Origin of the sequence: Actinoplanes oryzae (assembly GCF_030757795.1) — a bacterium.
Taxonomy (GTDB): domain Bacteria; phylum Actinomycetota; class Actinomycetes; order Mycobacteriales; family Micromonosporaceae; genus Actinoplanes.
Genome location: NZ_JAUQWH010000030.1, coordinates 25,505 through 52,260, shown reverse-complemented (window position 1 = coordinate 52,260; position 26,756 = coordinate 25,505). Strand labels below are relative to the sequence as shown.

The following is a 26,756-nucleotide window of genomic DNA, read 5'->3' as shown; positions in this document are numbered from 1 at the left end:
GTGGCGCGCTGACCATGGCCGGTCGTCCGCCTCGGCCTCGGCTCACGCCCCTTACTGTCAAACTCACATTAACTGCGGGCCGACGTTTATGTCAAGGAGACACAAACGGTGTTACGGTGAGGGCATGACCCTCCGCAGGCTCGACCTCGTTCTGACCATCGCCATGGCCCTCGTCGTCGGCGTGCTCGGCGCGTTCGACGTGGTGGACACGACTGTCACCGGAGGCGCCACACTGGCAACGCTGGGCTTGCTCGCCGTCAGCTCCCTGCACGGCCGTTCGACGCTGGCCACTCTGGACCGGTCGGTCGCCGAGCTCGGCCGCACCCTGAGCGCCAGGAGCGGGGCGGACCAGCTGCTCGGGCCGTCGACGTCCGGCATCGACCTCGACCTCGGCGCGGCCGACGACATCCGCATCCTGGGCGTCACTCTGGCCCGGACCGTACGGAACCACTACGCGATCCTGTGCCGGCGACTCGAGGAAGGAGCCACCGTACGGATCGCGTTGATCGCCTCTGCTCCGTCGACCATCGCCGAAGCGGCGCGGCGCAGCACCATGGCGGACAGCCCCGAGGTCTTCGAGCACCGGCTGCGACCGACCATGGATCTCCTGGACGATCTGGCCGTACGGGCAGCGTCAGGACCCGGCCGGCTGGAGGTGCGCCTGCTCGACTTCGTGCCGGCATTCGGCCTCGTCGCGCTCGACCCTGAGCAGCCACGCGGCCAGGTGCACATCGACGTCTACTCGCATCGAAGTGGCATCCCGGAACCGACTCTGCCCCTGCATGCCGACCGCGATGCCCGCTGGTTCCGGCACTTCATCACCGAGTTCGACCAGGTCTGGGCATGCGGACACCCGCACGCGCCGGGCTCAGCCGGTGACGTCGCCGCTCGCCGCGGCGAGCACCCGCACGGCTCGCGACGGCACCCCGCGGCGGCGACCGGCCCGCAACCGGCTCCGGACGGCGGCGACGGCAGTCCCCGCCTCGCACCAGGAGAGCTCGGCGCCGGAGGCCGCGGGCAACGCCAATCGGCCGGGGACACTGCCGTGCACCACCACAACGGCGCTCACGCGATGCCCCCGCAGCTGTAGGCGGCGCAACCGGCGAACCGCCCCCACCAACGGCGCCACAGTCTGCCCGATATAGACGCCCCCGCAATGGACTGCACCCGCCGGGGAGGTCGTGTACGAGCCGGGGGGCCAGGCCACTGCTTCGACGAGCACGACATGGGGCCCGGCACTGAACGCGTATGGCAGTGGCGGATGTCCGGTCAGCCGAACGCCTCGATACAGCCGGACGCCGGGCAGCCGGAGCAGGCCGCCGAGAAGGTCACCGGTGCGCCGGGCCACATCGGATGCCGTCATCCCGATCGGACGCAACGGGCGCAGTTCCGTATCCACGATCGCGGCCGGCCCGTCTCGGCGATCATCGATCATGATCAGCAGTCCCTCCGGCTTTCCGTAGCACCATCATCACGTGGCGCCAGTCAGTCATCGACGTCTACCGCTTCGCTTCCCTTCGGCTACCGGACACAGACCGGGTCGGCCGTTCGGCGCTGGCGGAAACGGTTCCCGGCTTCTACGGTCAGACGGCGGGTGGTCGACGCGGAGTGAGGGGCGGAGGTCCGCTACGTGATCTACGGTGTCCTTGGCGAGCTGGAGATACGCGATCCGCGCACCGGACTGCCGCTCGACCTGCCGCCCGGACGGCAGCTCAACATCCTGGCCGCCCTGCTGCTCCATCCCAACAAGCGCCTGCCGCAAGCCGAGCTCCTGCGGATGGGCTGGGGCACCACAGACGTCGCCGAGGCGCAGCTGCACAAGGCCGTATCGGGATTGCGAAAGCTGCTGCGCCCCCTGGGCCGGGACGGCGACCTCGTCACCCATGCCCGCTTCGGGTACGAGATGCGGGCCCGCGCCGACGACCTCGACCTGGTGGCCTTCGAGGAGCTGACTGCCGCCGTCGAGAAGTCGCGCAGCGGCGACGAGATCGAGCTGCTGAGCCGAGCGCTGCGGTTGTGGCGCGGGCCCCGGCCGGTGTCCAACGTGTCGGCGCCGATGCTCGAGCCACGGATCACCGCCCTCCAGCAACGCCGGAAGAGGACGGCGGTGCGGCTGTTCACGTTGCGGTTCGAGCGGGGCGAACTCGGCGAAGTCCTCGGCGATCTGCAAGCCGTCGCCGCCCAGTTCAGCCCCGACCATCAGTTGCAGAAACTGTTGATGATCGCGCTGCACCACGGCGGACATCGGGCGGAAGCCGTCGAGGCCTACGAACACTATGCGGCGGTCCTGGAGGCCAAGATCGGCGATGTCGATGCCGGCCTGCGCGCGCTGGCGTACGCGATCAGTGCCGGCCGCGACGACCTCGTCGCCAAGGCGTCCCCCTCGCACGAGCGAGGCGTCCGCACGATGCCCGCGGTGCCCAAGCAACTCCCCGCCGACCCGCCCGAGTTCGTGGGTCGCGAGCCGCTGGTGGCGGAGCTTTCCTGGTTGCTCGGCTCGGACACTCCGTACCAGGTCATGGTCGTGCCCGGTCCCGGCGGGATCGGGAAGACGGCGCTCGCCCTGCATGCGGCGCATCGCCGCCGGGCGGACTATCCCGATGGACAGCTGTGGGCCGAGCTGCGGGGCACGTCCGGGGATCCGGCCCCTCCGGCTGAGATCTTGGCACAGTTCCTCCGGTCGCTGGACGTCTCGGTGGTGCCCGACTCGTTGGCCGAGAGAGCCGCGCTGTATCGCAGTTTGCTTGCCGACCGGAAGATGCTGGTCGTGCTCGATGATGCGGCCGACGGCGCACAGCTCGTCCCGCTGATTCCGGCCGGGCCGGATTGCAAGGTGCTGGTGACCGCGCGTCGTCACCTGCCCGACGTGCCCGGCGCCCACCACGTCGGCACGCTGGAGCCCCTCCCCGATCCGGACGCCACCGCCCTGTTCGAGTCCGTGGTGGCCGCGTCGCGCATCGACCTGAGCGAGGAGCGTGCGGCCGTGGGCGAAGTGGTCCGGCTCTGCGGAGGCCTCCCCCTGGCCCTGCGGATCGCTGCCGCACTGCGTGTCCACGACGACCCCCACCCGACGTCCGAGCTGGCTCGGCGGCTGCGCGCTCAGGGGCCCTCGGCCTACACGTTCGGCGCCGACAGCCTCGCCCGCACCCTGGAGACCGGCCTGGCTCCACTCACGGCTTCGCACCGGCGGCTGTTCGTGGATCTGGGCCTGCTGCCGCTGCCGACCTTCGGTGCCTGGACGGCTGCCGCGCTCACGGACGACCCTCGACAGGGGCGAGCAGCACTGGCCGAGCTGGCCGCGGCGTCGCTGGTGGAGAGCGCACCGACGCCGGCGCCGCCCCGATTCCGGTTTCACGACCTGACCCGCGAGTACGCCCATCGCCGCGCTGTCGCCGAACACCCCGGGCAGGCGTACCAGGACGCCTTGCTGGGCCAGGTGTGCGCGGGTCTGCTCGGACTGCTCCGGCACGCGCACGCTCGGCAGTGCGGCGGCGACTTCGACGTCGTGCACAGCGACGTGCCGGTACTTCCGCTGCCGGCGGACGCGTACACCGAAGTCGACGCCGACCCGCGCGCGTGGTTCCGGGCGGAACGGCTCACCATCCGGGCGGCAGTGGACCTCGCCGCGCGGCTGGGACTCACCGCCCTGTGCTGGGATCTGGCCGTCTCGGCGCACGAGTTCTACACCATCTTCGGCCTGCACGACGACTGGTACGCCACGCACACCACCGCCCTGCGCGCATGCCGGACCGCTGACGACCGCCGGGGCGAAGGCATCGTGCTGGCCTGTCTCGGTCAGCCGGCTCTGGTCACCGGTGGCCGCCGGCCGGGCGTCTCCGGAATCACCGAACTGGTCCACGCGGTCGAGCTGTTGGAGGCCGAGAAGGAAGAGCACGGTCTGGCCATCGCCCGCCGCACTCTGGCCAACGCAGTCCGCCGGCGAGGCCGGTCCACCGAGGCACTCACGCTGTTCGACGCGGCATTGCCGGGCTACCAGGCCGCCGGGGACACCGCGGGCACGTGGCAGACCCTCCGCTTCATCGGCCAGGTTCACCTCGATCGGGGCGAGCACGTGCAGGCCGCCGACGCGCTGAGGAACGCCGAGATGGCAGCCTTGCAGCTGGACAATCCCCGATTCGTCGCGCAGACGAGGTACTGGCTGGGCTGTGCCGCTCTGGCTGTCGGCGACGCGACCGGAGCGCACCGGGCCTTCGCTGCTGTCCGGGAGGCTTTCGGCCCGGACGACGGCGTCGGATTCGCGTACGCTTCGCACGGCCTCGGCGACCTGGCCCGGCACCGCGGCGACCGGGGCCGGGCGCAAGAGCAGCTGCGTCTCGCGGCCGAGGTGGCTCACGAGCAGGCGGACGGACTGCTGGAGGGCCGGGTCCGGCTCTCCCTCGCGGAGCTGTGGAACGACGCGGGCGACGCGGAGGAACAGGTCGCGGAGCTGGAGCGGGCAGCGCGGTGCTTCGCCGGTGTCGACGCCGCCTACCTGGAGATTCAGGCCCGAGCCCGGCTGGCCACGGCATTGACGTCGCAGGGATCCGGCGCGGCTGCCGATGCCGTCTGGGACCGCGTGGAGCAGCTGTACGACTCCGGTGACGTTCCCATGGCCGACCGTACCCTGCGGCGCCCGTGACGGACCGGGGGTTCTAGCTCGCCGGCACGCCGCTCCGTCCCCACCAGCTCCGGCCCTCGGCCGCGACTCCCTCCAGCACGAACATCGTGGTGCGCAGTCCGGTGGCGTCCTTGGCGCCACGATCGAGCACCCGCGGGTCCTCGTCCACATCGGCCCGGCCCGCCTCGGTGATCGCGATCTCGATGGCCGCCCCGTTGACGAGAAAGAGCCGGAACGCCTTGGCGTCTTCCTTCTCCGGACGCACCTGGACCGCTGCCACTGCGTCGTAGCGGTAGTTGGTGCGCTCCCAGTGCCGGGCCCTGGCACCGAGAAAATCCAGCTCGACGGTGATCTGACGGACCCCGTCCGCGGTCAGCAGAAAGACCAGCACGCGGTATCGTGAGTACCGCCACGGCCCGTTCTTCACCCGGGCCCGTCTGCTGCGGTCAGCCCTGGCCTCCATCGAGGCGTAAGCCCGGATGTCGCTCCATTTCAACTGGTAAGCGTCCAGGGCCTGCTGCACCAGGATGCGCCGGTCGTACTCGAGCCACCGGCCCATCTCCATGTCGTCCGGCCGGTCGGACAGGCGCCGCTGCCAGCGCTGGAACTCGAACCAGTAGGACGTCTCCCGGTGCTGCCGAGCGGCTTCCTCGGCGGCGAAGCGCTTGTTCTCCGCCCTGATCCGCACCCCCAACATGGCGGCCGTGCCGCCGGCAACCAGCAGAATCAGAACGGCCAGGGCAGCCTGCAGCAGGTCCTCACGTGCCGCCGCTTGCGCCGCCCACAGCACGCTCAGCACCGCGACCACGCCACCGGTCCGGGTGGCGGCTCTGACCAGCACGGGCACCGGCCGCACCCGACGTCCGGCAAGCCTGTCCGTCCCCCACTCCCGCCGCAGCTCGCGCATCTGGAATCTGATGAGCCACTTGACGTCGTCGGCGCCGACCGACTGCTCGCGGTAGATCTCCCGGACCTCGTCGCGCAGCTGGATCATGGGCACCTGAACGCTCCTCAGCCAGTCCGCCCTCTCCGCCCCCTTCGGTGCGAGCCGGTCGGCATAACGCAGGTACAAGCGGTCCACCTGGTACGCGAAGCCACCGGGCGGGGCAGCAACGCTGGGGAACTGACGTATCCGTCGCCGCCGCGCCACTTCCCACAGCTAAGCGCGCCGCCGCCACTCAGCCCCGTTCACCACGGCCATGCCGGCCGCGAAGCAAGCCGCGACGAGGGCAACCAGTGCCGAGGAGTCGTCGCGCTGCAGTGCCAGCCGGCCGAGCACTCCGGCAGCGACCAGGGCGAGGGCGGTCAGAGCGAGCGCCGAGCCCGCAGCGGAGACCTCGGCCGGACGAACCGGTCGCGTCCGAGGGGGTGCCGGGTCCGGCTCGAAGAACTTCCACACCCGCTCACCGCGACGCCCGTCCAGCCGGTGGTCCCTCGCCTGGTCGACTTCGCCTTGCCACACGGCGTCCTTCACCGAACCGTGCAGCACACGTTCCAGGTGGCGCAGAACCTCGGCACGGATCAGCGGGTCCAACGCCTCGATGTCCTGGAGCACCTCCTCGATCGAGGCCGCGGACACGGTGCGTTGATCGCTGAGAACGATCAAGCGGCCGATCACCTCGATACCCACCGACCACCGATTCCGGGGCAGGGCGCCGATCTGCTCCAGGGCCGCCGCGTGCACTTCCCGCTCCTCCGGGGTGAGCTCCGACAATGTGCGCTGACTGAAGAAGGCGAGCAACCAGTAGAACCGCACCCGAGTCGAGTAACGCAGGTACAGGACAACCTCCGCCATGACGGCGCGTGCGGTCGTCGCCTGCCCCGAGGCCAGGCAGCGCCGTGCGTAACGGAACTTGTCCGTCGGTGAGGCGCCGCGCGGCACCTGGTAGTAGTTGTTTCCGACACCGCCATGGATGACGCCCGCCACGACCTGATGTGCGCCGCCCTGCACCGTAACGGATGTGGTGCCTGCATCCGTGTTCACAGCCGCCCCCGGCCCGAGCGCTTCACATCGCCGAGGCTCACGCCTTGCACACCGCCGTGCACAACTCCCGCCACCACGCCGTGGCTGCCGCCGCTCGTCTCGACATGGATCGCCGGATCCCGCGCCGGAACCGGTGGATCGTCCTCCGCACGCGCTGGACGGTGGGCGATCACATCGGCTGCCAGCGCAGTCGCGAAAAGCGCCGCGTTGCGGGCCGCCCGCTGCTGCCCTCGCCTGCCGTCGGTGTCGGCCTTGGTCCCGTCGGCCCGGTCGCTGACAGCCCGCACCACCGCGACCGGTACGGCGCTGAGCTGGCCCGCCTTGGCCACCCCGGCGGCCTCCATCTCGATGGCGAGGGCGTCGTCGTAGTGCCGCCGGAGCCAGCGGAGCGGCTCGGACACGCGGGCATCGTGCAGCACTTCACCCGACGCCACCGGCCCGAAGTGCACCCTCGGCCGCCGCGTCCCGGCGCGCAGGTTGCGGGCCCGCTCGACTCGTCGCGCGACATGGCGGGCAGCCTGGTCCATGCCATGGTTGCCCACACCCGTCTGCGCCAGCACCACCTCACCGGCACCGTCGTTCAGCAGACCGGTCTCGAAGCGTGTGCCGGAGACCGGAGTCAATTGCCGGACGCCGGAGAGCAGATTGCGGACAGCGTCGTACTCGATGTCCAGAGCCGTGAGAATGACGACGGGCTTCCGTTCCCTTTGACGTTCACGCATGTGACCTCAACCACCTTCATGTCACGCTGAGGATTACGCGAAGGGCATGTCGAGCCATCGTCGAATGCCGATCTACCGCAACCCTCCCGGGCTCGGCGGAAGGCCGGCGGTAGGAACACAGCCGACAATCACCGCGAGCTCTCCGGGCTTCGCAACGCCCTGAAGGATCACGGTCATCGGTGGAGGAGTGCGCGTGCGCAACGACAACGGCGTCGACGTTCTGGTCATCACCGCGCTGAAGGAGGAGTACGACGCGGTAAGAGCCGTCGCCGGGGCCTCCGATTGGCGAGAGCATGGAGCGGGCGGCGCGGAACCCTTCTCGACCGCCATGCACGGGCCACTTTCCGTGGCATTGGCCCGCCCGACCCAGATGGGCGGGCGAAGCATCGGCGCCATCACGACGACGCTCGTCAACGAGCTGCGGCCGGCTTGCCTGGCGATGTGCGGGGTGTGTGCGGGCAATCCCGGAGAGACCGCGCCGGGCGACGTGATCGTGGCCGCGCCGGCCTACGAGTGGGACGAGGGCAAGCACATCGGCGCGGAGTTCCGCCCTGCCCCGCAACAGATCCCGCAGGACAACCGATGGTTACGGGCGGCGCAGGACTTCGACCCGACGGGCCTGCCCAGCCACGGGGTGGCCGCCGGCGAGGAAGCGGACACCTGGTTCCTGGAACGGCTGTTCAAGGGCCAGAACCCGCGCAAGCATCCGGCTCGCGAGCGCTACCTTCCGGGTCAGGCCTGGCGCAGCCGGCTGGAGCGGTTGGAGGCCGACGGTCTCATCCGCTGGCAGCGCTCGGATCTCGTGCTGACGGACGCCGGCCGCGACCGGGTCCAGCGCACCCTCTACCTCGACGCCGGCCCCGAGCGGCTCCCGTTTCAAGTGGTCGCCGGGCCGATGGCCAGCGGCAGCGCCGTCATGATGGATCCGGAGATCTGGAACCGGCTGGAGATCGCCCAGTACAGGATCGTCGCCCTGGAGATGGAGGCCGCGGCCATCGCGACGGTGGCCCACGATCGGCAGGTCCCGCACTGGCTGGTCGCCAAGGGGGTGATGGACCACGCCGACTTCGACAAGGACGATCGCTTCAAGGCCTTCGCCGCCAAGGCGTCCGCCGAAGTGCTGTTCGCGCTGCTGACGAAGCTGATGTCGGCGGACACCGGCCCACGCCCGGTCAGGGCCGCCATGACGATCCCCAGCACGGTCAAGCGGGAGGTCGTCCGGCGGCTCGCCTACGACTGGCAGGACCTGGCCGACATCGTCGGCGTGGCCCCGTACGAGACGCGCCGCTTCCGCTCCGGTGACGAGCCCCGTGACCTGTGGAACTGGCTCGAGAGCCGCAGCCGGCTGTCCGAGCTGCCGGACGCCCTCCAGACCATCGGCCGCACCGACCTGTCCAGCCTGCTGCGCCCGTACATCTGAGCGCCGTCAGGCCCGGGCCCGGGTCATGACTTCCTCGTCGGTCAGCGGACTGCTCGGGTGGTGACTGAGACACATCGGGGTTCGTACCTTGTGTGGTGTCTCGCCCTCCAGCGCGAGGTAGAACTCACCGGCCGTCAGGTTGCCGATGTCGGGTACGTCGCCACCCTTGACCTTCGCCATCTCACGCGCCGCGTCGATCTGGACGGGCACGCTGAGCCGTCCGAAGAAGTGCGTCGCCGCGTTGCCGGGGATGCGGTTGTGCAGGTTTTTCGGTGCCTGAGTGGCGAAGATCAGACCGAGGCCGTACTTGCGGGCCTGCGAGGCCAGGGCGAGGGTGCTCGCGGTGCACGCGGTCATCGTGCCCGACGGCGCGAAGGTCTGCGCCTCGTCCATCACCAGCAGACCCAGCAGCGGACGGTCGCGCGCCGGGTTCTTCTTGATCCACGCGAACAACCCCATCTGCAGCTGATTCACGAAACCCTGCCGGGCCTCGTCCGCGGGCAGTCCGATGAGGCTGATGACGGAGATCCGGGCGCCCTTGCCCGGGGAGGGAGTCAGAAGGACTCCGGGGTCCGCCGAGGCGCTGTTGCCACCGAACAGTGGGTCATTGTCCATCGACGCGGTCAGCGTCTGCGCCAGACCGGCCGCGATCCTGGGCGAGTCATCGAGCCGGCTGACGCCGTCGGGCAGGTCGGAGAGGAACGCGATGAGCCCACGGATGTCGCCGGCGCCCTGCCTGCCGTAGTGTTCCACCGCCTTGCGCAGCACCGCGAGACCCAGATGCACCCGGGAGGTACGGCCGACGAGGTTGGCCCGTGGCGCAAGCGCGGTGACCGCCGCCTCCACCGCAGCGGTGAACTCGTCGGGATCGCCCAGCACCGCGCCGAAGTCCGGCAGTGGCTGGAAGCTGAGCGGCCGTCCGGCCTCGCGCCGGGGCGTCCAGGTGATGACCTCCGTGTCGGCGCGATACCGCTTCGCCCGGTCGGCGTCGCCGGACAGCCAACCGGCCGGCGGCGCGGGCCACGGATCGCCGAGACGCGCCAGGTCGTTGTTCGGGTCCAGGACGATCGCGGACACGCCCAGCAGAGCGCACTCCTCGATGAGACGGCGCAGCAGCACGGTCTTGCCGGACCCTGATGCGGCGAAGATGGCCGCGTGCTTGCGGAGGGCTTCCAGCGTCACCGGTGCGGGCAGGTCGTCGTCGATGCCGTACCCGATGGTGAACCCGGCGGCCGGCGACTGCTCCGGCGCCTGTTGGGGCGTCGGCGGATCAGCGGTCCACGGGCCGGTGTCCGCGAGAGTCTCCTTGAACAGGGTGATCTGCCCGGCCGGGCGGTACCGCAGCAGCCAGGCGTGCAAGTGCGCCGGGTTCTCGTCCCGCAGCCCGTGCAGCGCGGCGAGCACCCGCAGATCGGCCTCCTCGACCTTGATCGTCACACCGCCGTCCGCCTCGAGTTCCTTGATGACCTCCTGGGTCTTGGCCGACTGGCTCCACTCCCCGTTGCGCAGCAGGAACAGCTTGCGCTTGGCGACATCCGACGTGAGCCCCGCGGCAGTGCGGGCGCGACGGATGCGGTGCAGCGCGGCCAGGCCGTGGTGGGTGTCGCTGATCGCCCGGAACGACCAGTGCATCTGGTCCTCGGCTCGCGACTGATCGGCCGAGTCCTCCCGCTCCTCCTCGGAACGCCGATCGAGGTTGCGGCGGAGCCGGGCATGCAGGTCCGGCTTGGAGCTCGGCGGCGGATCGATGCTGTACGCGGCGCCGTCGTCACCGCGTTCGGCAACCCACGCCCGCAGGCCCGCCGCGAGCAGAGCGGGGAAACGGCTGTCCTCGGTGTCGCGCTCGAGCGGCGAGGTGACGTCCGCCGTGCGTCTCAGCTCCTCGAACCGACGCTCGATCCGGGCCAGCTCCTCGTCGGCAATCGCCGGCGCGGTCCGCGCCGGCGTTCCCGGCTCCTGGCTCTCGGCAGGGACGTCGCGCAGGCTCGTGAGCTCACGCACCCGGTCGTCGACCAGGCAGGCGCGGATGTGCCGGTCGATGGCGACGAGCAGCCGGCGCGGAGTGTAATTCTTCGCCTCCGTGAAGAGCTCCTCCCGGACCGGCCAGGTGGGGTAGGGCGGGGTGAAGCCGACCGTGGCGAACCGGGCCGTGAACCGCTTCTCGATGAGCTGACGGGCGAAGCCGGGCGTCTGGATGCCTTCGATCTTTCTGGCATGGCGGAACCGGGCGGGAAACGATGCCGGCGCCCGGCTGGCGATCAGGTCCCACGTCGTCGACAGCGTGGCGACCACCGTCAGGGTGCGCCGGGTCGTGTCCCGCAGATCGGTGAGGCCGTTGGCCAGCCCGGCCGCCATGACCGCCAGTTGCAGGTCCTGCTCCGTTCCCGAGACCTTGGCCAGGTCCGCCTGCAGGGCGGACTGGGCCACGGCGGTGTCGATCTGGTCGAAGGCGATCACTGACGGCCCGGTCGTGGCCAGCAACCACGACACTTCACGCACGATCTCCTGGGAGGTCCGCGGCGTGTTGCGGATTCCCCACTCCTTGCGCTCGCCGGCGACACCCTCCTCCGCTCCCGCGAAGAAGTTGTCGGCGATGTCCTGGTGTTCCTCGTTGTCCGAGGCCCGCAACGCCAGGGCGCGCAGGGTGTCCCGGCATTGATGGGCGACATGCCTGTCGGAATCGCGCAGACCGGCGACGAACGTGTCCAGAGCCGCCTTGGTCAGCTCGGTCTCCCCGATGACCGCGCGCCGATCGGCCCGCGGTGCGCCGACCCGGGAGGCCAGCCTCCGCAGCAGCAGGCTGAGCTGGGTCTCGCCGTCGGACACCTCGCGCGCCAGCCCGTCGAGCAGAAAGATCAGCAGGCCGTCCCAGAACTTGCGACCGTCCAGGATGCCGATGAGGAAGAAGTAGCCCCCTCGCTGTTGCACCTGCTCGCGGATGGCGCCGAGCAGATGGGTCTTGCCCGTGCCGTGCCTGCCCTCCAACACCAGCCCGATGGGGCTCGCGTCGGGACTCTCATGAGCCTCCGCGATACCGGCGAGCACGTCCTGAGCGACGTCGTTGTGCAGCCCGTCGACGTGGAAGGGCGAGCGGCGCCACACATCGTCGGGCACCACCGCCCAGCTCAGGCGCAGTGCGGCGAGTGCCGTACGGTGCTCGTCCTTCATCGCCGGCCGATCGCCAGCTTGTGCCGGTCCTCGCCGCCGATGTGGACGGCGGCGCGCCGCTCCTCCTCGCCGACCCGGTGCATGAGCGGATCGGGCTCGAGCCGCACGTCACGCGCATCGAGCATGCCGGTGAGCGCCTGGTCCAGCTCCGCCTTGGACACGTCGTCCAGGAGCGGGCGCAGGTCGGTGAGGTTCACCCATTCGCCCGGCGCCTTGGCCAGCTCCGAGTAGGCGGCCCGGATGCGGTCGTCGAGATCGGCGGTTGCCCGGGCCGGGACAGCCGCGCCGTTGCGGAGGGCCGGCTCCGGGTCGGCCGGAGACGACCGCAGGAGCAACTGCTGCTGTGCGACCAGCGCGGCCCAGAAGAGCTGTCGTTCCCCGGCCGAGCGCTTCTCCCCGTCCTGCGGCTTCCCCTGGTCGAGGCTCAACGGAACGACGAGAACCTTCCTGCCCTCGCCGGTGATGGTGTGCCGGTACGGACGGCGCTTCGTGTCCGAGCTCACGTACCCGGCGCCGTTCAACCGCTCGTAGTCCGGGCTCACCAGCCGGACCCCGTACAGCTTGTCGAGCTCGGTGTTGGAGAGTTCGCGGCCGGCCGCCTTCAGAATGATCAGGTAGGCGTAGTCCGCAGGGGTCAGCTCAGCCATGGGAGTCCTTTCGAGGCACGGTTGATCAAGGCGTGGGGGGCCGGGTGAGGAACGCGCCGGCGGCATCCAGCCCGTAGGCACGCAGCGGGATCAGCGACGGGTCTTCCTGCGCGGCGTGAAGTGCGATGAAACGCTCGGCGGCTCCGGCGGTGCCGGCGTTCAGCTCGGCGCGCAAGTTGCTCTCGTCACGCAGCTCGAACAGCAACGTGCAGAGCCGCAGCGCCGCCTCATGACTGCCGTCGTCGACCTCCGCCCGCAACCCTGCGATCTCCGAGGCGGATCCTTCGCTGCGGGTGGCCGTGCGACGCATCTTCGACAGACGCAGCTTCGCGGCCCGTTCGCCACGCTCGGCACGCTCCTGCAGTCGTTCCGTGTCGCCCCACCCGGCATAGAGGTCGGCCAGCGCCTCCATGGCCCGGAGCTCTCCCCGGTCGGCACGTTCCCGGATCTCTCGCAGGTGCCCCCGGTCCACCAGCTCTTCGACGAGGTTGTCGGCGGCGATCACATCGCCGGCGTCCGCGTCGCGCCGCAGGTCGTCGCACACTCCCCCGTCGGCCAAGAGGTCGGCGACCTCGCTGGACATGCCGCCGCCCCGGACCCGGCCCGGCGGGCGGATCCGATCGGCACGCTGCTGGAGGTCCTGAACGTGCAGCAGCTTCCGGGTGGCGGTCCGGTCCTGCGGATCGACCTGCAAACGCCGCTGGAGCACGTCGGCCGCCGCCGCCAGCCGGTCCTGGCGGACCAGCAGATCGACCAGTTCGGCGACCGCTCTGCCCTCCCCGAACTCCTCGGCAAGGCGCCTCAGCGCCTTCTCGGCATAGCAGTAGCGCAGCCTGGCTACGGCGCTGTCGGCGAGCCGGCGCAGGTCGTCCGGCCGGTTCAACCCGGTCACCAGCGCCTCCCACGCCGCGTGCGGCACGGGTTCGATGCGGCGCTTACGCCGGACGTGCTGAGCCAGGTAGTCCGCGATCGTGTAGCCGGCCAGCGTGCCGGCCCGGCCGTCGTCCACCGGGAACAGTGGTGACACGTCGCCGTAGAGGGGTTGGGTGGCGTGCGGCAGGGCCTCTGCCAGCCAGTGCTCGACCGGCCGCACGCGCTGGTGTCTCATGAGGTAGCCGTACATGGCCTCGGCCAGCAGACTCTCGCTCAGCGGCGACTGCACTCCCAGCCGGTGCGCGTCGGCCGCGACAGTGATCATGGCTTTGGCGTACGGGGTGGGCGACTGCTCCCAGGACATCACCAGCCGCGGACCTCCGGCCAGCACCTGGGTCAGTCCCACCTCGCCCGCTTCGAGGGCGTCGCGGATCCGGCTGTCCTGCCGGGCGACGATCTGCGCGAGCGACCGCTCCCCGGCGTTGAGCGCGTCCGGAACGGGGATCACGAAGGCGCTCTTCACCAGCAGATGGACGTCCTCGCGGCCCGCGGTCCACCGGGCGTACTGGTCCGGCCACAGCGTGCCGACGACCAAGTTGCCGTGCCGCACCAGCGCGCGGATGCACTCCGAGGTCAGCGGCGGGTGGGCGCCCAGGAACTGCTGCAACTCGTCCAGCCAGAAGACGGTCTCGCGCGGCGGGGCGTTCTTCACCTCGAGCAGTTCGGCGGCATCGGCCGGCTGCACCAGATCCCATTCCGGCACGAGCCCGTAGACCGCCTCGTACAGCGAACGGGTCTTCCCGGTGGAGGACCCGCCCACCATGACGACGAAGCTGCCCCGCGTCGGCAGATTGGTGGCGAGTGCAATCTGCAACTGTTTGTCGAAATCGCGTTCCACATAGGCCGGCAGATCGTCGTCCCCACCGGCCAGCGGAATGGCGCTGTGAATACCCAGCTCCCGGGGAATTGCCACGTCCACCCTCGGCCGGTCCAGCGACACTACGCGATCATCTCGCAAGTCGGCCATCGCCTTCTCTCAAGACCTTGATACGGAGGAGCGGCCGGAACGCGACGACGAATCCCGCCGCAGTCCAGGCCGGACCCGTCCTCGTCAACCGCAGCCGGCGAATCACCGGCCCGCGACGGGGCGAAGGCCAACGCACCACTCGTCAAGATCACTACAAGTACCGGAGGCCGGAAAACAAATTGACACGTGCAATTTTCCGACGGTCCGGACCATGCTGCCGAAGGGATCTACCGTTGTTCTACCGCAGTTCTACCGCAGCCGGTTTTCCGCACACGCATCCGCCGGCCCCGGCCGGGAGCGGTGAGGTAGCGGCAACGCACTCCCGCATGCAGTCGGTGGGCCGTACCACGTCTGCCGCCTCGTCGAATGTTCCGACGAGGCGGCAGACGTCTGGCTCGGTAAGGCGTAGTGGCGGACGACGGCACGGCCGCGGGCCGGGCCGCCAGGGCGTGCGCCCGAGCGGCCGTCAGGGTTTGAGGACGACCTTTTCGCAGTTGTCCTGCTTGTTCTTGAAGATGTCGAAGCCTCGCTCGGCCTCGTCGAGCGGCATGGTGTGGGTGATGATGCGGGTCGGGTCGATCTCGCCGCGTTCGATGCGCTGGAGGAGGGGCTTCATGTAGCGCTGCACGTGGCACTGGCCGGTGCGGAGGGTCAGTGAGCGGTTCATCCAGGCGCCGGCGGGGAATTTGTCCAGGAGGCCGCCGTAGACGCCGATGACCGAGACCACGCCGCCGCTGCGGCAGGACAGGATTGCTTGGCGCAGGGCGTGCGGGCGCTCGGTCTCCGACCTTACGGCCTGCTTCACCCGGTCGTACGCGGCGAGGTGCGCGCTGCCGTGGGTGGCTTCCAGCCCGACCGCGTCGATGCACTTGTCGGGGCCCCGGCCGCCGGTCAGTTCGAGGAGCTTCGAGCGTACGTCGACGTCGTCGAAGTTGACCGGGATGTGGCCGGCTTGTTCGGCCATCCGCAGCCGGTAGGGTTCCTTGTCGATGGCGATCACCTTCGCGGCGCCGAGCACCCGGGCGCTGTCCATGGCGAACTGGCCGACCGGGCCGGCGCCCCACACCGCGACCACGTCGCTGGGCCGGATGTCGCACATCTCGGCGCCCATGTAGCCGGTGGGCAGGATGTCGGACAGGAACAGCACCTGCTCGTCGGTCAGGTCGGACTCGATCTTCAGCGGGCCGACGTCGGCGAACGGGACCCGGGCGTACTGCGCCTGCCCGCCCGCGAAGCCGCCGGTCAGATGCGAGTAGCCGAAGATCCCGGCGACCGGGTGGCCGAACATCTTCTCCGCGATCCCGGCGTTGGGGTTGGTGTTCTCGCAGCACGAGTAGAGCTCGGCGGCGCAGGCGGCACAGGCGCCGCAGGCGATGGGGAACGGCACGACCACCCGGTCGCCGACCCGCAGCTTGTCCCCGGGCACCCCGGAGCCGACCTCGATCACCTCGCCCATGAACTCGTGGCCCAGGACGTCGCCGTCCTGCATCGTGGGGACGTACCCGTCGACCAGGTGCAGGTCCGAGCCGCAGATCGCGGTGGAGGTGATCCGGACGATGGCGTCCCGGCTGTTGAGGATCTTCGGGTCCGGCACGTCGCGGACCTCGACCTTGTTGCGGCCCGCCCAGGTGTTCGCCCTCATGCCTCGGCTCCCTTCGCGAGCTCGGCGTCCGACAGCGGCTGGGCCGGGCGCTGCGGGAACTCCTTGCGGGCCCGCTTGCCCCACGGGGCCCCGTCGGAACGGACCACCTCGCCGGTCTCCAGCACCTGCTTGAACCGCCGCAGGTCGTCGTCGAGCTGCTGATGCGGCTCCTCGCCGAAGTACTTCGCGACCGCCTTGCCGAGGGAGCCGCCCGGGATGTCGTAGACGAGGGCGACATAGACCTCGGTGCTCACCCCGTCGGGCGCCGGCACGAACGAGACCGTGCCGGCGTTGGGCACGTCGGCGTCGCCGGTCGAGCGCCACACGATCTTCTCCCCCGGCGCCTCCTCGATGATCTCCGCGTCCCATGCGACGTCCTTGCCGAACGGGGCGGCGGCCGACCAGTGGCTCGTCCGGTCGCCGGTGGCGCGGACCTCGTCGAGATGCGCCATGAAGGTCGGCAGGTTCTCCAGCTCGCGCCAGAACGCGTACACCTCTGACGGGGGTTTGCGGACAGTGGTCGTTGCCGTCAGATCCATGTGTCCTCCTCTGCGGATCGGACCAGCGCGGTGCCGGCGGCGGTCGTGGGCGTGCCCGAGGCGGACCGGCTACCCGCCGCGACAGGGCCTAAACAGGGGATCGACCGCTACGGCGCGATGCCGGCCGGGCCGCCCTGGCCCGCCGGGGCCGACCGGGTGGCCCGCGCCGGTTCGCGCCCGGGGCCCGGGTCTGTCAGTCAAGCTGTCAGGATGCAGTACCTGACCGAGAGCACGGGCGACCTCGACGAGGCGCGGTCGATCATCGCCCGGCACTTCTACACCAACGTCGTCGACACCCTCTCCGGGCGGCGGGAGTGGCGAGCCCGGTTCGGCATCGCCCCGGCCGGCTCGGTCACGCTGGGCGACCTGAGTTTCGGGACCGACATCCGCATGCGGTTCGGCGACCTGGGCGCGTACCACGTCGATGTGCCCCTCGCCGGCGCCGTGACCTGGCGTCAGGGCACGGGCCCGGCCCGCACCGCCACCACCGGCTGCGCGGCCGTGTTCCAGCCGGTCGGCGACACGGTCCTGGACCGGTGGAGCGGCGACTGCCGCCTGCTCGCGGTCAAGATCGATCGGGAGGCGCTGGAGAAGCACCTGGCCGTCCTGCTGGACGCGCCGGTGCCCGGCCCGATCCGCCTCGGTCCGGCCTTGGACCTGTCCGGCGCGGCCGGTGCGAGCTGGCTGAGCCTGCTCCGGTTGGTCGCCGCCGAGTCGTCCCGCAGCGGCGGCCTGCTCCGCCATCCGGTACTGGGCGCCCGGCTCCGCGAGAACCTGATGACCGGTCTGCTGCTGGCCGCGGACCACCCTTACCAGGAGGTGTTGCACCGTCCGCAGCCGGTCCTGGCAGCGCCTCGCACGGTCCGCGGAGTGGTCGAAGTGATGCGCGCCGACCCGTCCCGGCCCTACACCGTCGTCGAGCTGGCCCGCATCGCCGGCGTCAGCCCCCGGGCGCTCCAGCTCGGCTTCCGCCGCCACCTCGGCATGCCACCGATGACGTACCTCCGCGATCTTCGCCTGGGTCTGGTCCACGAGCAGCTGATCAAGGCGGACCCGGCGCGGACCACGGTGGCCGAGATCGCCTACCGGGCCGGTTTCACCCACTCGAGCCGGTTCGCCGCGGCCTATCGCCGGCGGTACGACGTCTTTCCCAGCGAGACGCTGCGGCGCTGAGCAGTCGCGGTCAGCTTTCCTTGTCGTCCCGATAGCCGTCCGGCTCGGGATGATAGCCGTACGCGGCGGCCCGGACCGTCTCCTCGTCCTCCAGCCCGGAGCCGATCGCTCCGCCCACCGTGGCCATCGAGCTGATGATCCAGCCGAGCGTCAGGTAGTCGGTGGCGCGGACCGGTCGCTGCAAGGTCTGCTCCAGCACCGAGGTGTCGATCAGCAATGCCGCGGCGAGCACCGTTCCGGCGAACAGCACCACGTACGACACGGCCGTGGCGAGCGTGAGGGTGAGGACGGTCCCCACGTTGAACAGCCGGGCCAGCTCGGCCGGCGTCCCCCGGCCGGGTCGCTCCCACAGGTCGTGCGCGATGATCAGCCAGGCCACCAGGGCGATCAGCCCGATCAGCATGATCGCCGTGAGACGCAGGGCGCCCAGTGCGTCGCCCATCTGCCAGATGGTCTGGGTGGTCAGCGCCAATGCGGCCGTGCCGAAGGCACCGACCAGCAGCTTGGACAGGCCCCCGAGGGCGCGCCCCGGACGGTTGGCGCGGACCATTCCGGTCAGCAGCCGCACCCGCCCGTTCCATCGCGAGGCGACATAGCGCAGCTCGCCACCGGTGCCGAGCACCCGATGGATGGCGGGAAGCCCCGGCCCCGCCGGTCGCTGCCGGGCGGCGAGATCGGGGACCAACCGGCTCACCAGGTCGGGGACGACCGAGCGGACGGCCTGCAGCTGGCGCAGTCCCAACGCCGGCAGTGACACCAGCGCGACCCGGCGCCGGGCGGAGGCCTGAGCGACCAAGGGCACCCTCTCGCTGTGCAGCGGCAGGTCGGTCAGGCAGACCGCCACGTCCCACCCCTCGTCGGCGCGTCTCCGCGCGAGATCGTCCAGCAGCCCCTCCGCGCCCCCGTCGCGCCGGGGCGCGGCCTCGCCCCAGCCGCCGCGGGTGGTCCACCGCACGTCGGCGTCCACCCGCTCGGCCAGCCGGTCGGCCAGCTCGCGGGCGAGCCGTCCGACGACCTCGGCCGGGTGGTCGGGCGGGGTGGCGACCAGTCCGACGACGATCTCCGTACGGTTCCGGTCCGCAGTCATGGGCCGCTCCACATCGAGAGGGGGTACGGGTCCGGGTGGCCTTCCCCGTTTCGCGCGACCTATGTCAGGTTGCCCCTCGGGGCCGATCATGACCGTTTGCCCCGGTGGCGCGGGGGTACCCGGCCCGCCTGCACCTGATCGCACCGGAGGAGGGACAGGCCGTGACGGACGCGCTCGCCGTGGCCTTGGATCTGGCGGCGGAGATCAACCGGGTGACGCCGGGCGGCGACCCGGCTCGCGATCTCGCCTTCGTGTGGGATCCGATGAGGCGGCTCGTCCCCTTCGCGGCGAGGTGGGTCGGCACGCTCGACGAGGATCACCGTTGTTACAGCACGGTGGCGTCCGCCGGTCACGACGCCGGCGGCCGGGCGTACATGGGATCGGAGGAGCTGACGGACCTGCGCAAGAACTTCGGTCTGCTGCGGCGGCGCCGGCCCCTGCGATTGCAGGATGCGCCGCCGCACACGGTGGAGCTTCCATGCTGGGCCGAGCGCTGGTGGCCGGCCGGTCTGCGGGAGGCCGTCGCCGCTCCGCTCGTCACTCCGGACGGGCGCCACCTGGGCGTTCTCGTCCTGCACACCGACACGGCCGAGCAGCCGACCGCGGACGCCCGGGACGCGCTGGAGGTGGTCACGTACGCGATCGCCGCCGTGCTGGACCCGATGAACTCGCTGACCGGGCTGGCCCGGCTGGTCCAGGACGCCACGGCCGCCGTCACCGTCGACCGCCGGGGCGTCCTCGCCCCCCTGCCCGGGATGCCCCCCGATCGCCTGCTCATCGACCGTCCCGACATCGTGACCACGGCGGTCGACGGTTTGACCGACGAGGTGCGGCACACGTCCTTCCTCTCCCCGGTCCCGGCGGACGGGGGCCGGCAGCGCTACGTCCGGGTCACCGGGCTGGCCTGTCCGCCGGGCATGCCGGACGACCTCGCCGGGCTCGTCGTGACCTCACCTCCGGGGGAACTCCACCACCTGACGCTGCGGGAACTGGTCGTCCTCGGCCTGGTGATCGAGGGCTACCCGAACCAGGGCATCGCGAGCCGGCTGTCCATCACCGCGCGGACCGCCGCGGCTCACCTCGAGCACATCCGGGCGAAGCTGCGCGCGCCGACGCGTACGGCCGCCGCCGTGCTCGCGATGCGCAGCGGCCTGTACATCCCGTACCGCCTCATGACGACTGCCCCAAGTTCGTCACCAGGTTGACCGCCACGGCGATGACCACGGTTCCGAACAGGAAGGACAGCAGGGCGTGTCCCAGGGCGACCTTGCGGATCGACGTCTGGTTGAGCTGGACGTCCGGCACCGCGAAGCTCATCCCCACGGTGAACGCCGCATAGGCGAAGTCGGAGTAGGCAGGCGGTTCCCGCTGACCGAAGTCGATGCCGCCGTCCCCGCCCGAGTAGTAGAGGCGCGCGTACTTCAGGGCGAAGACCGTGTTGACCAGCGCCCACGACAGGACCACCACGAACACCCCGAGGATGACGACGGCCACCCCGACGGCGTCCTGGGTGCCGGACCGGACGAGGGCCTCGGCGACGGCGGCCAGGCTGACCACCGACGCACCCAGGACGGCCGCATCCGTGACCCGGGTCCGGCCCTCGTCCTCGGCCAGCCGTTTGGTCCCGCCCGCGTCGCGCCCCCAGCTGATCCGCCACACCCACACCAGCAGGGCGCCGGCCGCGACGGACCAGCCGGCCAGCACCGCCACCTCGGGGACGCCGGCCAGCGCCGTCAGCGCCGCCGCCACGATCCCCGCGCCGAGGCAGATCAGCAGGCGGCGCCACGAGAGAATGGTCGTCTTCGTCATGTGCCGGGGCGGAACACGGCCCGGACGCACCCGTCTTCCTTGTTCTTGAACATCTCATAGCCCTTCGGTCCGTCGCTCAGCGGCATCACGTGGGTGGCAAGGTGTTCCGTCTTCACGTCGTCGCGGCTCATGTGGTCGAGGATCTCGGGGATGTAGCGGTGCCCGTGCTGCTGGGCGCCGCGCAGGGTCAGCGCCTTGTTCATCACGGCGCCGAGGGGGAACTTGTCGACCAGGCCGGCGAACACGCCGAGGGTGAAGACCGTCCCGCCCTTGCGGCAGGCGTAGATCGCCTCCCGTACCGCCGTGGGCCGGTCGGTCTGCAACCGCATCTGCTGCTTGACCTGGTCGTACAGGTACTGCACGCCCGGGGAGTGAGCCTCCATGCCCACCGCCTCGATGCAGACGTCCGGCCCCCGCCCGCCCGTCATCTCGCGCAGCTCGGCGGGGATGTCGGTCTGCTGATAATCGAGGGTGTCGGCCCCGATGTGCGTACGCACCTGCTGCAGCCGGTTGTCGAACCGGTCGATGACGACGACACGCTCGGCGCCCATGAGCATCGCCGCGCGGGCGGCCATCTGGCCCACGCCGCCGGCACCCCACACCGCGACGATGTCACCCGGGCGTACCTCCGCCTGGTGCGCCCCGGTCCAGCCGGTCGGCGCGGCGTCGGAGGCGAAGAGCGCCCGCTCGTCGGAGACGCCGTCGGGGATCGGGAAGGCCCCCTGATCCGCGTACGGAACCCGGATGTACGGAGCATGGCTGCCCGCGTAGCCGCCCAGCGCGTGGGAGTAGCCGTAGCAGCCCCCGATGGACTGACCCCACAGTGCCTCGGTCATGCCCGGGTTGGGGTTGCCGTTGTCGCACAGCGACCACAGCCCCTCCCGGCAGTACCAGCACTGCCCGCAGCTGGTGAACGAGACGACCACCACGCGATCCCCCACCTGGTGCTTCGTCACGCCGCGGCCGACCTCGGCGACCCGGCCCATGAACTCGTGGCCGAGCACGTCCCCCGCGCGCATGGCGGGGATGTAGCCGCCCATGAGGTGCAGGTCCGAACCGCAGGTCGCGCTGAGCCCCACCTCGAGGATGATGTCGTGGTCGTTGATGATCGTCGGCTCGGGGACGTCCTCGACGCCGATCTCGTTGACCCCGCGCCACGTCACTGCCTTCATCGCACACCACCTTTCGGCGCCGCCTTGGTCCAGCCCTCCAGGAGCGCGCCGCCGGGAGTCGCCGTCCGCTCGCCGTGCGGCACCGGATCCACCGCCAGTACCTCGCCCACCTCGATGAGCTGCTTGGCCCGGCGCAACGCGGAGCGGAGATCGGCCTCCGCGTCCTTGCCGGCCAGCCGGGCGGCCGCGCTGCCCGGGCGCTGCCGCTCGCGCAGCCGCGCCGCCAGTTCGGTGCCCTTGCCGCCGGGGGCGGCCTGGACGCGGGCCTCGATCCGGTCGCCGAGCTCGGCCAGCGGCGGGGGCAGCTTTGCGGCGTCGATCTCGGACGGCTCGACGAACACGGTCACGGCGAGCCACCCGGACAGCGTCTGCCCGGCGCCGGCCGGGCGCGCGGCGGACGGGTTGACGATCGACCGCACCTGGCGCACGACGGTCCCGGCGCCGCGGGCGGCCAGGGACGCGACGTCCCCGATCGAGGTGTTCATGGCCTGCCTCCTGTGTCAGCCCGGGCGAACTCCCGCACGATGCGTGCGCAGAACGCCGGGAGATCGTCGGGCGATCGGCTCGTCGTGATGTTGCCGTCGGTGACAACTTCCTCGTCGACCACCTCGGCCCCGGCGTTGCGCAGGTCGGTGCGCACGCTGGGCCACGAGGTCAGCCGGCGGCCGCGGGCGACGTCGGCCTCGACGAAGTTCCACGGGCCGTGGCAGATCGAGGCGACCGGCTTGCCGGACTGCACGAAATCCCGCACGAACCGCACCGCGTCCGGTTCCATCCGCAGCTTGTCCGGGTTGACTGTCCCGCCCGGCAGGAGCAGGGCGTCGTAGTCGTCGACCGAGGCGCCGCCGACCAGCTCGTCGACCGCGAAGGTGCCGGCGGATTCGAGGTCGTGGTCGCGCGCCTGGATCTCGCCGCTGCTGATGGAGACCACGGTGGTGCTGGCGCCGGCCTTGTCCAGCGCCTGCCGCGGTTGCTCGAGTTCGACCCGCTCCACGCCGTCGGCGGCGAGGATGGCGACCCGGCGTCCGGTCAGCTCGCCCGCCATCTCACGCACCCGCCCCGGACATCGCCGGGTGCAGCACGACCTTGGTCCAGCCGTCGTCCCGCTTGTCGAAATGCTCGTACGCCTCCGGCGCCCGATCCAGCGGCAGCTCGTGGCTCACGATGAACGAGGGCTCGGCCTTGCCCGCGGCGATCAGGTCACGCAGCTGCCGGTTGTACTTCTTGACCGGCGCCTGACCGCTGCCGATGTGCTGGCCCTTGAACCAGAACAAGCCGTAGTCGAAGGCGAGCTTGCCCTGCTTGGCCAGCTCGTCACCGGCTCCCGGGTCCTGCGGCACGAACACCCCGACGTTGCCGATCCGCCCGGTGAAGCGCACCGAGGCGACCAGCCGGTTCATCGTCAGGTTGGCGCGCTCCCGGCCGTCCGGCTCGTGCGCCTGATAGCCGACGCACTCGCAGCCGTTGTCCGCGCCCAGCCCCATCGTCTCGTCGAGGACGGCCTGCACCGGATCGACCTTCGAGTCGTCGACGGCGATCGCGCCGATCGACTCGGCCAGTCGCAGCCGGTCGGGATGCCGGTCGACGACCATCACCTTGCTCGCCCCCGGATGGTCGCCGAGAGCGCCGCCATCAGCCCGACCGGGCCGGCGCCGTAGATGACCGTCTGGTCCCCGGGTTGCACGCCGGCCAGTTCGGTGGCGTGGTAGCCGGTCGGGAAGATGTCGGCGAGCATCACGTAGTCGGTCTGCCGCTGCTCGGCGTCCTCGCCCAGCCGCAGGCAGTTGAAGTCGCCCCAGGGCACCCGGAGCAACTCGGCCTGGCCCCCGCCGTACGGGCCCATGTCGGCGAAGCCGTACGCGGCGCCGGCCATCTTCGGCTCCGGCTGCGCGGTCAGACAGTAGTTCGTGAGCTGACGCTCGCAGTTCTTGCAGTGCCCGCAGGCGATGTTGAACGGCAGGACGACCCAGTCCCCCACCTGCACCTTGTCCACCCCGGCGCCGATCTCCACCACCTGGCCCAGGTTCTCGTGCCCGAACCAGCGGCCGGCCTCGAAGTCGGTCCGGCCCTCGTACATGTGCAGGTCGGAGCCGCAGATGTTCGCCGACGTGATCCGCACCAGCACATCGGTCGGCCGTTCGATCCGCGCATCCGGCACGTCCTTGACGCGGACCTGCCGCGGGCCCTCGTACACCACCGCCTTCATGACTCCCCCCTCGTCGTGGACTCCCCTGTTGTCAGTCCCTCCATTACATGCACCGGTTCGGTCGCGCCGGTATTGGCACTTGTGCCGACAGCACCCCGATGGGCATTCCTGCCAATCGACAGCTTCGCGATCTCCTTGGTGGGATCGATCGATCAAAGTCATCCGCCCTCCCGCTCGGTGCACTGTGACGAAAGGACGTCGATGACGGACTCGGGACCGACCATGGTGGGCACCCGCCTGCAACGCAGATGGCAGCACCTCCGTCGGGGACTGCGGGACTTCGTTGCCGTGCCGCTGCTCGTCATCACCGGCTTCATGGTGCTGGCAGTGCTTTCGATCATCGGCGACCGGACGCATGCGCCTGTTCTGGACGCGGTGCGCTCGGCCACGCAGAAGATCATCGGCGATCAGGCGGCCACGACCACCCTGCAGGCGATCGCCACCGCACTGGTCACGGTCACCTCGATAACCTTCTCCATGCTGTTGCTGGCGGTGCAGCAGACGGCCGCCAGCCTGTCGCCGGTGGTCTTCGACCAGTTCGTCCGGAGGCGGGCGAACCAGGGGTTCCTCGGCTTCTTCGTGGGCCTGGCCATCTTCGCCTGCATCGTCATGGCGGCGGTGCGGGACGACACGCCGCCGGTCCTCGCGGCGGCCACCGCCACCCTGCTCACGGGGCTGGCGCTCACGTGCCTGCTGGTGCTCGTCTACACGACGATCGCCCAGATGCGTCCCGCCAATGTGCTGCGCCAGCTCCACGACCGGGCGCTCCGAGCCCACCGCCGGGAGCGGGACCTGATCCGCCGTACCCGGCGCCGGGAGCTTTCCACCGCCCGCGTCGGCGCCACCTGCCGATGCGACGCCATCGGCTATGTCATCGGCATCGACCTGGAGTGCATGACCCGCGCCCTGGCCCGGGTCCCGGGCGCCGAGATCCGGCTGCACATCGTGCTGGGTCAGACCCTGGCGTACGGGGACGTCATCGCGACCGTACGCCACGAGGACGAGCGTGCGGCCCAAGGGCTGGCCGACGAAGTGCGCGTCGCCGTTCTGATCGACACGGAGCCGGATCTCAACACCGCCGGGACGGGCATCGACTCGATCGCCAACATCGCCTGGACGAGTGCGTCGACCGCGCAGCAGAACCCGGAGGTCGCCCGGCAGGCTCTGCACACCCTGCGCGATCTGGCCGCGCGCTGGATCGAGCACGAGGCGGTGCCGCCCGGCGACGACGCCGAAGACCGGCTGCCGATCGTCTACCCGGACGGCGACCTGGACCGCATCTTGCAGGTGCTGTACTCCATGCTCGTCGCGGCGCAGGAGTCCCATCAGCACCTGACCGCGGCGCATCTGCTGGAGACGTACGAGACCTTGCTCAGCAGCGCCACCGGCGAGGTGGCTGAGCGACTGCGCGACGACGTGACCAGAGCACGGCCGCTGCTGGCCGACATGCCCGCCTCGCCCGTGCTGCAGAGGATCCATCGACGGCTGGACCCGTCATCCGCGCCGTACTGACGGAGCCCCGCCGTCGCGACAGCACAGATGTCGGTCAGAGTGCCGCCACAGGTACGCGCCGTCCCTCGGCGGCCGATCGGACGATCGCGTCGAGGAGCCGGTGGCGCCGTCGGAGGCGGGGCCGGCGAGGGGATCCGCCCACCGCCTCGGCCAGCTGCGCTCCCGCCAGGATGCGGTTTCCCCTCCTATTGTTGAGCGGTGATCGGCAACCTAGAGACGGTCCAGGGCGAGCTGGCGGCCAGCGGATTTCCCCCGCTGGCCAACAGGCTGGCCGGCGCGGACTTCCGGGCCCGGATCGTCACGCGTGACCTCGGGCCGCTCCGGCTGATCTCCCTGGAGACGCCGGAAAGCGCGTGTGTGAGCAGGGAGCGCGACGCCCGGGACGGCGAGAACCTGGCGGTCAAGGTGATGACCCGGGGACGGACGCGGATCGACCAGGGCCGCGGCGGCGCCGACCTCGGGCCGGCCGACCTCGTGCTGCTCGACCCCACCCGCGCGGTCCGGTTCGAGAGCACCGCCTCGGCGCACGTCACCATCCTGGTGCCGCGCCGTGAGCTGCCGATCCGGCCCGACCGGGTCGATCGGCTCGCCGGTGTCCGCATCGACGGCCGGCACGGCCCGGGGGCGCTCGTCTCGGCGCTGGCCCGGGCATCGGCCCGGTCGGTGACGGGGTTCCGCTCCGGCGACGCGCTGCGGTCGGCGGCGGCCGTCATCGAGCTGATCACTGTCGCGCTCGAGGCCCGGCTGGGCGACGAGCGACCGGCGCCGGACGAACGGCTGCGCGACCGGATCACCGGCTACATCGAGGCCCGGCTGGCCGATCCCGGCCTGTCCCCGCCGGGCATCGCCGCCGCCCATCACATCTCCGTGCGGCGGCTGCACAAGCTGTTCGAGGATCAGCCGCTCACGGTCGCGGCCCTGATCCGCCGGCGCCGGCTCGAGCGGTGCCGGGCCGAGCTCGCCGGGAGCGGACGGACCGTCACGGCCGTGGCCAGCCGGTGGGGGTTTCCGGATTCCACGCATTTCAGCAAGCTGTTCAAGGCGACGTACGGCTACACCGCCCGTGCACTGGTGACCAGCACCCGTGCACGGACCACCAAGACTCCCGGGGCCGGCCCGGACCAGGATGGAGGTCACCAAGGCAGGGCGTAGCAGGG

The 26,756-nt window shown here is 70.8% G+C and carries 22 protein-coding genes; 7 read left to right on the top strand and 15 right to left on the bottom strand.

What is annotated here, in order from left to right; all coding sequences use genetic code 11:
• Positions 1 to 124: 124 nt before the first annotated feature.
• Both RBH18_RS13095 and RBH18_RS13090 read left to right on the top strand, forming a co-directional pair.
• Positions 125 to 1,090 (top strand): hypothetical protein, encoded by a 966-nt coding sequence (locus RBH18_RS13095; protein ID WP_306207327.1) that lies wholly within the window; start codon positions 125 to 127, stop codon positions 1,088 to 1,090.
• Positions 1,091 to 1,630: 540 nt separating this feature from the next.
• The gene (locus tag RBH18_RS13090; RefSeq protein ID WP_306207326.1) at positions 1,631 to 4,639 is read left to right on the top strand and encodes a BTAD domain-containing putative transcriptional regulator; all 3,009 of its coding nucleotides are present in this window, start codon (positions 1,631 to 1,633) and stop codon (positions 4,637 to 4,639) included.
• Positions 4,640 to 4,652: 13 nt separating this feature from the next.
• On the opposite strand, the gene RBH18_RS13085 is transcribed toward RBH18_RS13090, so the two are convergent.
• From RBH18_RS13085 to RBH18_RS13075, 3 genes are all read right to left on the bottom strand, one after another.
• Positions 4,653 to 5,618, bottom strand: a complete 966-nt coding sequence (locus RBH18_RS13085; RefSeq protein WP_306207324.1) for a hypothetical protein — start codon at positions 5,616 to 5,618, stop codon at positions 4,653 to 4,655.
• Positions 5,619 to 5,777: 159 nt separating this feature from the next.
• On the bottom strand, positions 5,778 to 6,602 hold the full coding sequence (locus RBH18_RS13080) for a hypothetical protein (RefSeq protein ID WP_306207322.1): 825 nt from the start codon (positions 6,600 to 6,602) through the stop codon (positions 5,778 to 5,780).
• A complete protein-coding gene (locus RBH18_RS13075; RefSeq protein ID WP_306207320.1) occupies positions 6,599 to 7,324 on the bottom strand; it encodes a 5'-methylthioadenosine/S-adenosylhomocysteine nucleosidase family protein in 726 nt (241 codons plus the stop codon). Before RBH18_RS13075 ends, RBH18_RS13080 begins: the two co-directional genes overlap by 4 nt.
• A 193-nt stretch (positions 7,325 to 7,517) precedes the next feature.
• On the opposite strand from RBH18_RS13075, the gene RBH18_RS13070 reads away from it, so the two are divergent.
• Positions 7,518 to 8,744, top strand: coding sequence for a 5'-methylthioadenosine/S-adenosylhomocysteine nucleosidase family protein (locus RBH18_RS13070; RefSeq protein ID WP_306207317.1), 1,227 nt, complete (start codon positions 7,518 to 7,520; stop codon positions 8,742 to 8,744).
• A 6-nt stretch (positions 8,745 to 8,750) separates the two neighbouring features.
• Here RBH18_RS13070 and RBH18_RS13065 read toward each other — a convergent pair whose 3' ends face one another.
• The 5 genes from RBH18_RS13065 to RBH18_RS13045 form a co-directional block, all read right to left on the bottom strand.
• Positions 8,751 to 11,912 carry an ATP-binding protein gene (locus RBH18_RS13065; protein ID WP_306207315.1) on the bottom strand — a complete coding sequence of 1,054 codons (3,162 nt, stop codon included), beginning with the start codon at positions 11,910 to 11,912 and terminating at the stop codon, positions 8,751 to 8,753.
• A complete protein-coding gene (locus RBH18_RS13060) occupies positions 11,909 to 12,559 on the bottom strand; it encodes a hypothetical protein (protein WP_306207313.1) in 651 nt (216 codons plus the stop codon). Before RBH18_RS13060 ends, RBH18_RS13065 begins: the two co-directional genes overlap by 4 nt.
• A gap of 25 nt (positions 12,560 to 12,584) precedes the next feature.
• Positions 12,585 to 14,432, bottom strand: a complete 1,848-nt coding sequence (locus tag RBH18_RS13055) for a hypothetical protein (RefSeq protein ID WP_306207311.1) — start codon at positions 14,430 to 14,432, stop codon at positions 12,585 to 12,587.
• A gap of 493 nt (positions 14,433 to 14,925) precedes the next feature.
• A complete protein-coding gene (locus tag RBH18_RS13050) occupies positions 14,926 to 16,101 on the bottom strand; it encodes a zinc-dependent alcohol dehydrogenase (protein ID WP_306207309.1) in 1,176 nt (391 codons plus the stop codon).
• A complete protein-coding gene (locus RBH18_RS13045; RefSeq protein WP_306207307.1) occupies positions 16,098 to 16,640 on the bottom strand; it encodes an SRPBCC family protein in 543 nt (180 codons plus the stop codon). Before RBH18_RS13045 ends, RBH18_RS13050 begins: the two co-directional genes overlap by 4 nt.
• 210 nt (positions 16,641 to 16,850) lie before the next feature.
• Here RBH18_RS13045 and RBH18_RS13040 point away from each other — a divergent pair, with 210 nt between their 5' ends.
• Entirely contained in the window at positions 16,851 to 17,813 is a 963-nt protein-coding gene (locus tag RBH18_RS13040) for an AraC family transcriptional regulator (protein ID WP_306207305.1), read from the top strand.
• A gap of 10 nt (positions 17,814 to 17,823) precedes the next feature.
• Here the strand turns inward: RBH18_RS13040 and RBH18_RS13035 are convergent, their stop codons facing one another.
• Positions 17,824 to 18,900, bottom strand: coding sequence for a hypothetical protein (locus RBH18_RS13035; RefSeq protein ID WP_306207303.1), 1,077 nt, complete (start codon positions 18,898 to 18,900; stop codon positions 17,824 to 17,826).
• A 104-nt stretch (positions 18,901 to 19,004) separates the two neighbouring features.
• On the opposite strand from RBH18_RS13035, the gene RBH18_RS13030 reads away from it, so the two are divergent.
• Positions 19,005 to 20,105: a response regulator transcription factor gene (locus RBH18_RS13030; RefSeq protein WP_306207301.1), complete on the top strand. Its 1,101-nt coding sequence runs from the start codon at positions 19,005 to 19,007 to the stop codon at positions 20,103 to 20,105.
• Here RBH18_RS13030 and RBH18_RS13025 read toward each other — a convergent pair.
• The 6 genes from RBH18_RS13025 to RBH18_RS13000 are packed head-to-tail and all read right to left on the bottom strand — an operon-like array spanning position 20,071 to position 24,087.
• Positions 20,071 to 20,709, bottom strand: coding sequence for a DUF1345 domain-containing protein (locus RBH18_RS13025; RefSeq protein ID WP_306207299.1), 639 nt, complete (start codon positions 20,707 to 20,709; stop codon positions 20,071 to 20,073). The genes RBH18_RS13030 and RBH18_RS13025 overlap by 35 nt on opposite strands.
• Entirely contained in the window at positions 20,706 to 21,881 is a 1,176-nt protein-coding gene (locus RBH18_RS13020) for a zinc-dependent alcohol dehydrogenase (RefSeq protein ID WP_306207297.1), read from the bottom strand. The genes RBH18_RS13025 and RBH18_RS13020 overlap by 4 nt, the downstream gene beginning before the upstream one ends.
• Positions 21,878 to 22,366, bottom strand: a complete 489-nt coding sequence (locus RBH18_RS13015) for a hypothetical protein (protein WP_306207295.1) — start codon at positions 22,364 to 22,366, stop codon at positions 21,878 to 21,880. Before RBH18_RS13015 ends, RBH18_RS13020 begins: the two co-directional genes overlap by 4 nt.
• Complete coding sequence (locus RBH18_RS13010; protein ID WP_306207293.1) at positions 22,363 to 22,926, bottom strand: type 1 glutamine amidotransferase domain-containing protein; 564 nt, start codon at positions 22,924 to 22,926, stop codon at positions 22,363 to 22,365. Before RBH18_RS13010 ends, RBH18_RS13015 begins: the two co-directional genes overlap by 4 nt.
• Before the next feature lies 1 nt (position 22,927).
• On the bottom strand, positions 22,928 to 23,473 hold the full coding sequence (locus RBH18_RS13005) for an MDR/zinc-dependent alcohol dehydrogenase-like family protein (RefSeq protein ID WP_372338906.1): 546 nt from the start codon (positions 23,471 to 23,473) through the stop codon (positions 22,928 to 22,930).
• The gene (locus tag RBH18_RS13000) at positions 23,473 to 24,087 is read right to left on the bottom strand and encodes an alcohol dehydrogenase catalytic domain-containing protein (protein WP_306207289.1); all 615 of its coding nucleotides are present in this window, start codon (positions 24,085 to 24,087) and stop codon (positions 23,473 to 23,475) included. The genes RBH18_RS13005 and RBH18_RS13000 overlap by 1 nt, the downstream gene beginning before the upstream one ends.
• A gap of 201 nt (positions 24,088 to 24,288) precedes the next feature.
• On the opposite strand from RBH18_RS13000, the gene RBH18_RS12995 reads away from it, so the two are divergent.
• Together RBH18_RS12995 and RBH18_RS12990 are read left to right on the top strand one after the other, a co-directional pair.
• On the top strand, positions 24,289 to 25,599 hold the full coding sequence (locus RBH18_RS12995; RefSeq protein ID WP_306207287.1) for a DUF2254 family protein: 1,311 nt from the start codon (positions 24,289 to 24,291) through the stop codon (positions 25,597 to 25,599).
• A 198-nt stretch (positions 25,600 to 25,797) separates the two neighbouring features.
• On the top strand, positions 25,798 to 26,751 hold the full coding sequence (locus tag RBH18_RS12990) for a helix-turn-helix domain-containing protein (RefSeq protein ID WP_306207286.1): 954 nt from the start codon (positions 25,798 to 25,800) through the stop codon (positions 26,749 to 26,751).
• Positions 26,752 to 26,756 lie beyond the last annotated feature (5 nt).

Bases quoted from the DNA above. Each gene is read 5' to 3' on its own strand.
- RBH18_RS13040 (WP_306207305.1), top strand. From the start codon at position 16,851: ATGCAGTACCTGACCGAGAGCACGGGCGACCTCGACGAGGCGCGGTCG.
- RBH18_RS13025 (WP_306207299.1), bottom strand. From the start codon at position 20,709: ATGACGAAGACGACCATTCTCTCGTGGCGCCGCCTGCTGATCTGCCTC.
- RBH18_RS13065 (WP_306207315.1), bottom strand. From the start codon at position 11,912: ATGAAGGACGAGCACCGTACGGCACTCGCCGCACTGCGCCTGAGCTGG.
- RBH18_RS13000 (WP_306207289.1), bottom strand. From the start codon at position 24,087: ATGAAGGCGGTGGTGTACGAGGGCCCGCGGCAGGTCCGCGTCAAGGAC.
- RBH18_RS13095 (WP_306207327.1), top strand. From the start codon at position 125: ATGACCCTCCGCAGGCTCGACCTCGTTCTGACCATCGCCATGGCCCTC.
- RBH18_RS13050 (WP_306207309.1), bottom strand. From the start codon at position 16,101: ATGAGGGCGAACACCTGGGCGGGCCGCAACAAGGTCGAGGTCCGCGAC.
- RBH18_RS13015 (WP_306207295.1), bottom strand. From the start codon at position 22,366: ATGAACACCTCGATCGGGGACGTCGCGTCCCTGGCCGCCCGCGGCGCC.
- RBH18_RS13035 (WP_306207303.1), bottom strand. From the start codon at position 18,900: ATGACTGCGGACCGGAACCGTACGGAGATCGTCGTCGGACTGGTCGCC.
- RBH18_RS12995 (WP_306207287.1), top strand. From the start codon at position 24,289: ATGACGGACTCGGGACCGACCATGGTGGGCACCCGCCTGCAACGCAGA.
- RBH18_RS13020 (WP_306207297.1), bottom strand. From the start codon at position 21,881: ATGAAGGCAGTGACGTGGCGCGGGGTCAACGAGATCGGCGTCGAGGAC.
- RBH18_RS13045 (WP_306207307.1), bottom strand. From the start codon at position 16,640: ATGGATCTGACGGCAACGACCACTGTCCGCAAACCCCCGTCAGAGGTG.
- RBH18_RS13075 (WP_306207320.1), bottom strand. From the start codon at position 7,324: ATGCGTGAACGTCAAAGGGAACGGAAGCCCGTCGTCATTCTCACGGCT.
- RBH18_RS13060 (WP_306207313.1), bottom strand. From the start codon at position 12,559: ATGGCTGAGCTGACCCCTGCGGACTACGCCTACCTGATCATTCTGAAG.
- RBH18_RS13005 (WP_372338906.1), bottom strand. From the start codon at position 23,473: ATGGTCGTCGACCGGCATCCCGACCGGCTGCGACTGGCCGAGTCGATC.
- RBH18_RS13010 (WP_306207293.1), bottom strand. From the start codon at position 22,926: ATGGCGGGCGAGCTGACCGGACGCCGGGTCGCCATCCTCGCCGCCGAC.